A 4,824-nucleotide genomic window follows, 5' to 3' on the forward strand; every position below is an offset into this window, starting at 1 on the left:
ATGGTCTGTGGTGTGGACCACGATTTCCCCATGTCGTCGGAATAGCACCCGTCCATGGTGCCCGTATGCTGGTGGACCACGTCGTCAATGCCCTGATACTGGTTCCAGAGCACATAGATCCGGCCCGACTTCGAAATCAGCGGGAATCCCCAACTTGACATGAAACCTTCGCCCGGCCGGGCGGGACCTACGATACGCAAGGGCGCCGGCCAGGTGATCCCTTCATCGTCTGAGCGCGAGAACATGATGCGGTGATCGCCTTTGCCCTCGTAGCTGCTTTGGGTCCAAACCGCCATCAGGGAGCCGTCCGGCCCGTCAAACACCAGAAAATGCTCGTTTCCCGTGTCGAACGTCGACCCGTCAACGCTCCCGGGCCGGTAAACGACATAGTCGGGCGCGGTCCGTGCTATTTCGCGGTCCAGGATCTCGCCCACGCTTGGATCTCCTTCCTGGGCCTGAGTCTCAGGTTCCCCGGCGCTGGATTCGGCCCCCTGCGCCAACATCGCCAAAATCATTGCCGTAACGATCAGAAGTAAACCAGACCGTAGGGTTATCCTTAGCACTGTATTCCGAGCCTCCATTGCAGTTTGCGCGTCGACGGAACCGGTTCCGGCCCCTTCTCGGTGTAATTTACTACCCTGGCTCAAGGTTTTCCATGTCGTGCATTACCAAGGCTTCGTACCACGCGGCTGCAAAGTGCGCGCTTGCGAAAACCACCGGGGATGATCTACATTGCAGGGCCTCAAGCACATAACCGAAGGAGGGGGTCCGATGTCAAAGCTTCGCGTGTTCCTAGCGTGTCTCTTGGGATCAATTGCCATTGCGGTTGGTGTAAGCGCCGAGGTTACGCTCCATCCGCTCTTTTCCGACCACATGGTGCTTCAACAGGGCGAGCGGATTCCCGTCTGGGGCAAAGCGGCGCCGGGCGAGAACGTCACCGTAACCATCGACCGCCGCAAAGATGACGCCTGTGCAGACGAAAACGGCAACTGGATGGTCAAGCTGCGCAGCCTGCGCGCCGGCGGGCCCTACGAAATGACCGTGGCCGGCAAGAACAATACGTTGACCGTGAAAGATGTCCTCGTTGGCGAAGTCTGGGTCGGTTCCGGCCAGTCAAACATGGCGATGAACGTCCAGAGTTCGAACAATGCGGAGCAGGAAATCGCCAACGCGAACTACCCCAACATCCGTCTGTTCCAAGTGCCCACCAAGACGGCCGACACCCCCCAGGAAACGGTCGAAGCCCAATGGCAACTCACCACCCCGGAGACCATTCCCGGCTTCTCGGCGGCAGCCTACTTTTTCGGCCGCGAGCTTCATCAGCAATTGAACGTGCCCGTCGGCCTGATCCATACATCCTGGGGCGGCACACCCTCGGAAGCGTGGACAAGCCTCTGCACGCTCAAGGCTACCCCCGAAGCGAAGCCCATCCTCGACCGCTGGGACGATATCATCGCGAAGTACCCGCAAGCCCTCGAAGAGTTCAACAAGCAGATGGAGGAATGGAACAAAGCCGCCGAGCAGGCCAAGAAAGATGGCAAGGAGGCGCCTGCAAAGCCCCGTGCGCCGCTCGGCCCCGACCATCCTCACCGGCCCGCGAGCCTCTACAACGCCATGATCGCTCCGCTCATCCCCTACGCGATCCGGGGCGCCATCTGGTACCAGGGCGAGTCGAACGCAGGGCGGGCTTATCAATACCGCGCCATTTTCCCTGCAATGATCGAGGACTGGCGGGAGCACTGGAACCAGGGGAACTTCCCTTTCCTCTTCGTGCAACTGGCCAATTTCACCGAACGCAAGCCCGACCCGGGAGACTCGGATTGGGCTGAGCTGCGCGAGGCACAGTCGATGACCCTCAAACTCAAGAACACCGGCATGGCGGTCATTATCGACATCGGCGACGCGGCAGACATCCACCCCAAGAACAAACAGGACGTGGGCAAACGGCTTGCCTATTGGGCTCTGGACAAGACCTACAAGAAGGACGTCGTGCCGTCTGGTCCCCTGTACGATTCCGCGCGTTTCCGAAGCGGGAAAGCTACCATACGTTTCGACTATGCGGATGGCGGTCTCGTGTCCCAAGGAGGCGAACTCAAAGGTTTCGCCATAGCAGGTCCTGACCAGAAGTTTGTCTGGGCCAAAGCCGAAGTCGCAGGGAAGAAGAAGGTGACGGTCTGGTCTGAGCAGGTTCCCAACCCGGTTGCCGTGCGTTACGGTTGGGCGAACAATCCCGAGTGCACGCTGTATAACAAAGCCGGACTGCCGGCCTCGCCGTTCCGCACGGATGAATGGCCTGGCATCACAATTAACAACAAATAGCTCAATGGCGCGCGCCCGTGGATTCTCCCACGGGCACGCGCTTATTAGTGGCCAGGTCCGAATGTAGCGGGCCTGCAGGGAGGTATGTGAGGTGGAAATCGCGAAAACGGCGGCTTTTGTTCTGATGCTCGCGGCGTGTGTCCTGGCTGGAGCCGGCGAGAGCGCTCGACTCTCCCCCGAAGGGTTCACCATGATCGATGGTGCTCCGCGCCTCCTTCTCGGCAGCTATGAACTGCCGGAAGACGATGCCTTTCTGAAACGGTTGGCGGATAACGGCTTCAACTTCGTGCGCGGCAGGCCCGATGGCGCTGTCCTTGATAGAATACGCGCCGCAGGCATGTACGCATGGATTCCCCTCGGCCATTCCTTGGCCCTGAGCGAAGGGGACGCCGAAAAAGAAGCCCAGCTGCGACAAGGCATCGAACAGTACAAGAACCACCCTGCTCTGATTGCCTGGGAGGGCCCCGACGAAGCGCTCTGGCTGCAATGGTACAACGCCTTCCAGTGGAACATCTTCGAGCAGCCCATGCAGCTGCTTGCACTGATTCAGGAAGCCTCCTCGAAGCAAGAAGCGGCCGTGGCCGCGGACTGGAAGGCCAAGCACGCAAAAGCGGCCGACCTGGTCGCACGCGGGCTTTGGGCAGAAGGACAGGCTCTCTACGACGAACTCTGGCATGCCTTCGGCAGGGAGAATCCCAGCCCCGAGAAATCCCTTACCGTCTGCATTGCCCAGGCGCGCGAACTGGGCGAAGAACTCTCGCGCGGCTGGCGGGTTGTGCGCAGCGTCGACCCCGAAAACGTGTTCTGGCAGAACCACGCCCCCCGAAACACCATCCCCGCCCTGCAATGGTACAACCGCGAGGTGGACGCCGCGGGATGCGACATCTATCCAATGCCGTTCAACCGCGGGGTCATGCATTCGGACCTGCCCGACCGCAGTTTATCCTGTATCGGCGAATACACCGAACGAATGCAGGCCGGCGCACCGGGCAAGGCCGTCTGGATGGTCCTGCAGGGGTTTGGTTGGAAGGACCTCAACGACCCGTTCAATCCCAACGATGATGTTGGCGGCCGGCGTCCCACGTACGAAGAGTCCCGGTTTATGGCTTACGACGCAATTGTTCACGGTGCGAAGGCGGTTCTGTACTGGGGCGTGCACGTCCTGAAACCGGACGACCAACTATGGACCGACCTCCTCAAGGTGAGCCGCGAGCTGCGCGCGCTGGAACCGGGCATAGTGGGCACGCCGCCAGCGTCGCCGCCAATCTCCGTCAGCGACGACACCTACGCGTCCATCGGCAGCGAAGGTCCCGTGCTGATGTTGCGCAAGACGGGCGACGACTGGGTCCTCATCGCCGTAAACGAGTCTTACGTTGGAATCGGCTTCAACGTCTCCCAACTGCCGCCCGAGTTGAACGGCAAGACACTCCATCGCCTGTACACCGACGAAGCCGTAGCCGTCCAAGACAACGGTTTCCGCGATGGCATCAAAGGGTACAACATCCACGTCTACGCCACTTCCAGGCAGTTCGAGATGAAGGACCCGTGACCACAACCAAAACCTGAGAGTTTACACATGCTCGATTTCCGGGCCGCGTTTGTTCTTGTCGCGCTTGTGCTCGCCAGCCTGAGCGCCGGCGGCGAGCAGGGCATTCAAATTGTCCCCGGCGAAGATGGGGCGTTCGAGTACAGCGACGACTTCTCGACGCCGAAAGTCCTCGTAGACGCGTTCCTGGACAAATCCGGTCTCGAAGCATGGTCCCCAGGCCAGTTGACCAGCGCCGGACCCCTGAATCGGAGGTATATCATCTACCGATTCTACGGCGGCAATCCCATCAAGACCGTCAGTGTATCCGTCGAGCAAATGTCCAATGCCCGGAATCTGGGCGGCGTCACGCATCTCGAGGTCTCGAAGAATGGAGTGGACTGGGACGAGGCGGACAGCAGCACTCGTCTCGAACCGGATGCAAACGCTTGGCAAACGGGCGTTCTCGCGGTACCGGAAGGGAACAGAGCCGATTTCGCGGGCCGAGGCGAGTTCTGGCTGCGGCTTACCCTCGAAAATTACTCCGGACTTAAGACCAACCCATCGAATGTCGTCAAGAAACTCGCCGTCCGCATCGAGGTGGACCCCCATGCCGCACTGCAAACAGCAGGTGCGGAGTCCGCCGAACAGGCATGGGGAGACCTCCGCGCAAATACCGCCTGGCAAAGTGTTTCGCTGGACTGGCGTGATCCTGCAGCGTCTCGTGCTCCGCATTATTACGAGGACGTGGACGGGTGGCTCGTTGATGCAGCGCAACATCCGGCCCTTGACCCCGGCGAAACGGAAGGCTTTCCCATCTGGAAAGGCTACAGTCCGGACAAGCGTCCTGCCACAGGGCTCGCGGTGTTCCTCGAACTCGACGCAGGACCGGGACCCGTTATGGCGCGCATACTGGTCAGAACGTCGCAACAGGGATTCCGCAGACTCGCGGTCTATTGGGACGGCGAGAAGGCCGCAAC

Annotated in this window: 4 protein-coding genes; 3 read left to right on the forward strand and 1 reads right to left on the reverse strand. The window is 60.3% G+C overall.

Features of this window, described 5'->3' with window-relative positions; translation table 11 throughout:
* The coding region (locus tag PLJ71_09405; protein HQM48894.1) for a sialidase family protein at window positions 1-434 on the reverse strand (434 nt) is incomplete at its 3' end.
* Between the two features lie 337 nt (window positions 435-771).
* On the opposite strand from PLJ71_09405, the gene PLJ71_09410 reads away from it, so the two are divergent.
* From PLJ71_09410 to PLJ71_09420, 3 genes are all read left to right on the forward strand, one after another.
* Window positions 772-2,319 carry a sialate O-acetylesterase gene (locus PLJ71_09410; GenBank protein HQM48895.1) on the forward strand — a complete coding sequence of 516 codons (1,548 nt, stop codon included), beginning with the start codon at window positions 772-774 and terminating at the stop codon, window positions 2,317-2,319.
* A 91-nt stretch (window positions 2,320-2,410) separates the two neighbouring features.
* Complete coding sequence (locus tag PLJ71_09415) at window positions 2,411-3,868, forward strand: hypothetical protein (GenBank protein HQM48896.1); 1,458 nt, start codon at window positions 2,411-2,413, stop codon at window positions 3,866-3,868.
* A gap of 27 nt (window positions 3,869-3,895) precedes the next feature.
* Window positions 3,896-4,824, forward strand: a 929-nt coding sequence (locus PLJ71_09420) for a hypothetical protein (protein HQM48897.1), incomplete at its 3' end; no start/stop codon positions are given.

The sequence above is a fragment of the Candidatus Hydrogenedentota bacterium genome (assembly GCA_035416745.1).
In the GTDB taxonomy this organism is placed as follows: domain Bacteria; phylum Hydrogenedentota; class Hydrogenedentia; order Hydrogenedentales; family SLHB01; genus UBA2224.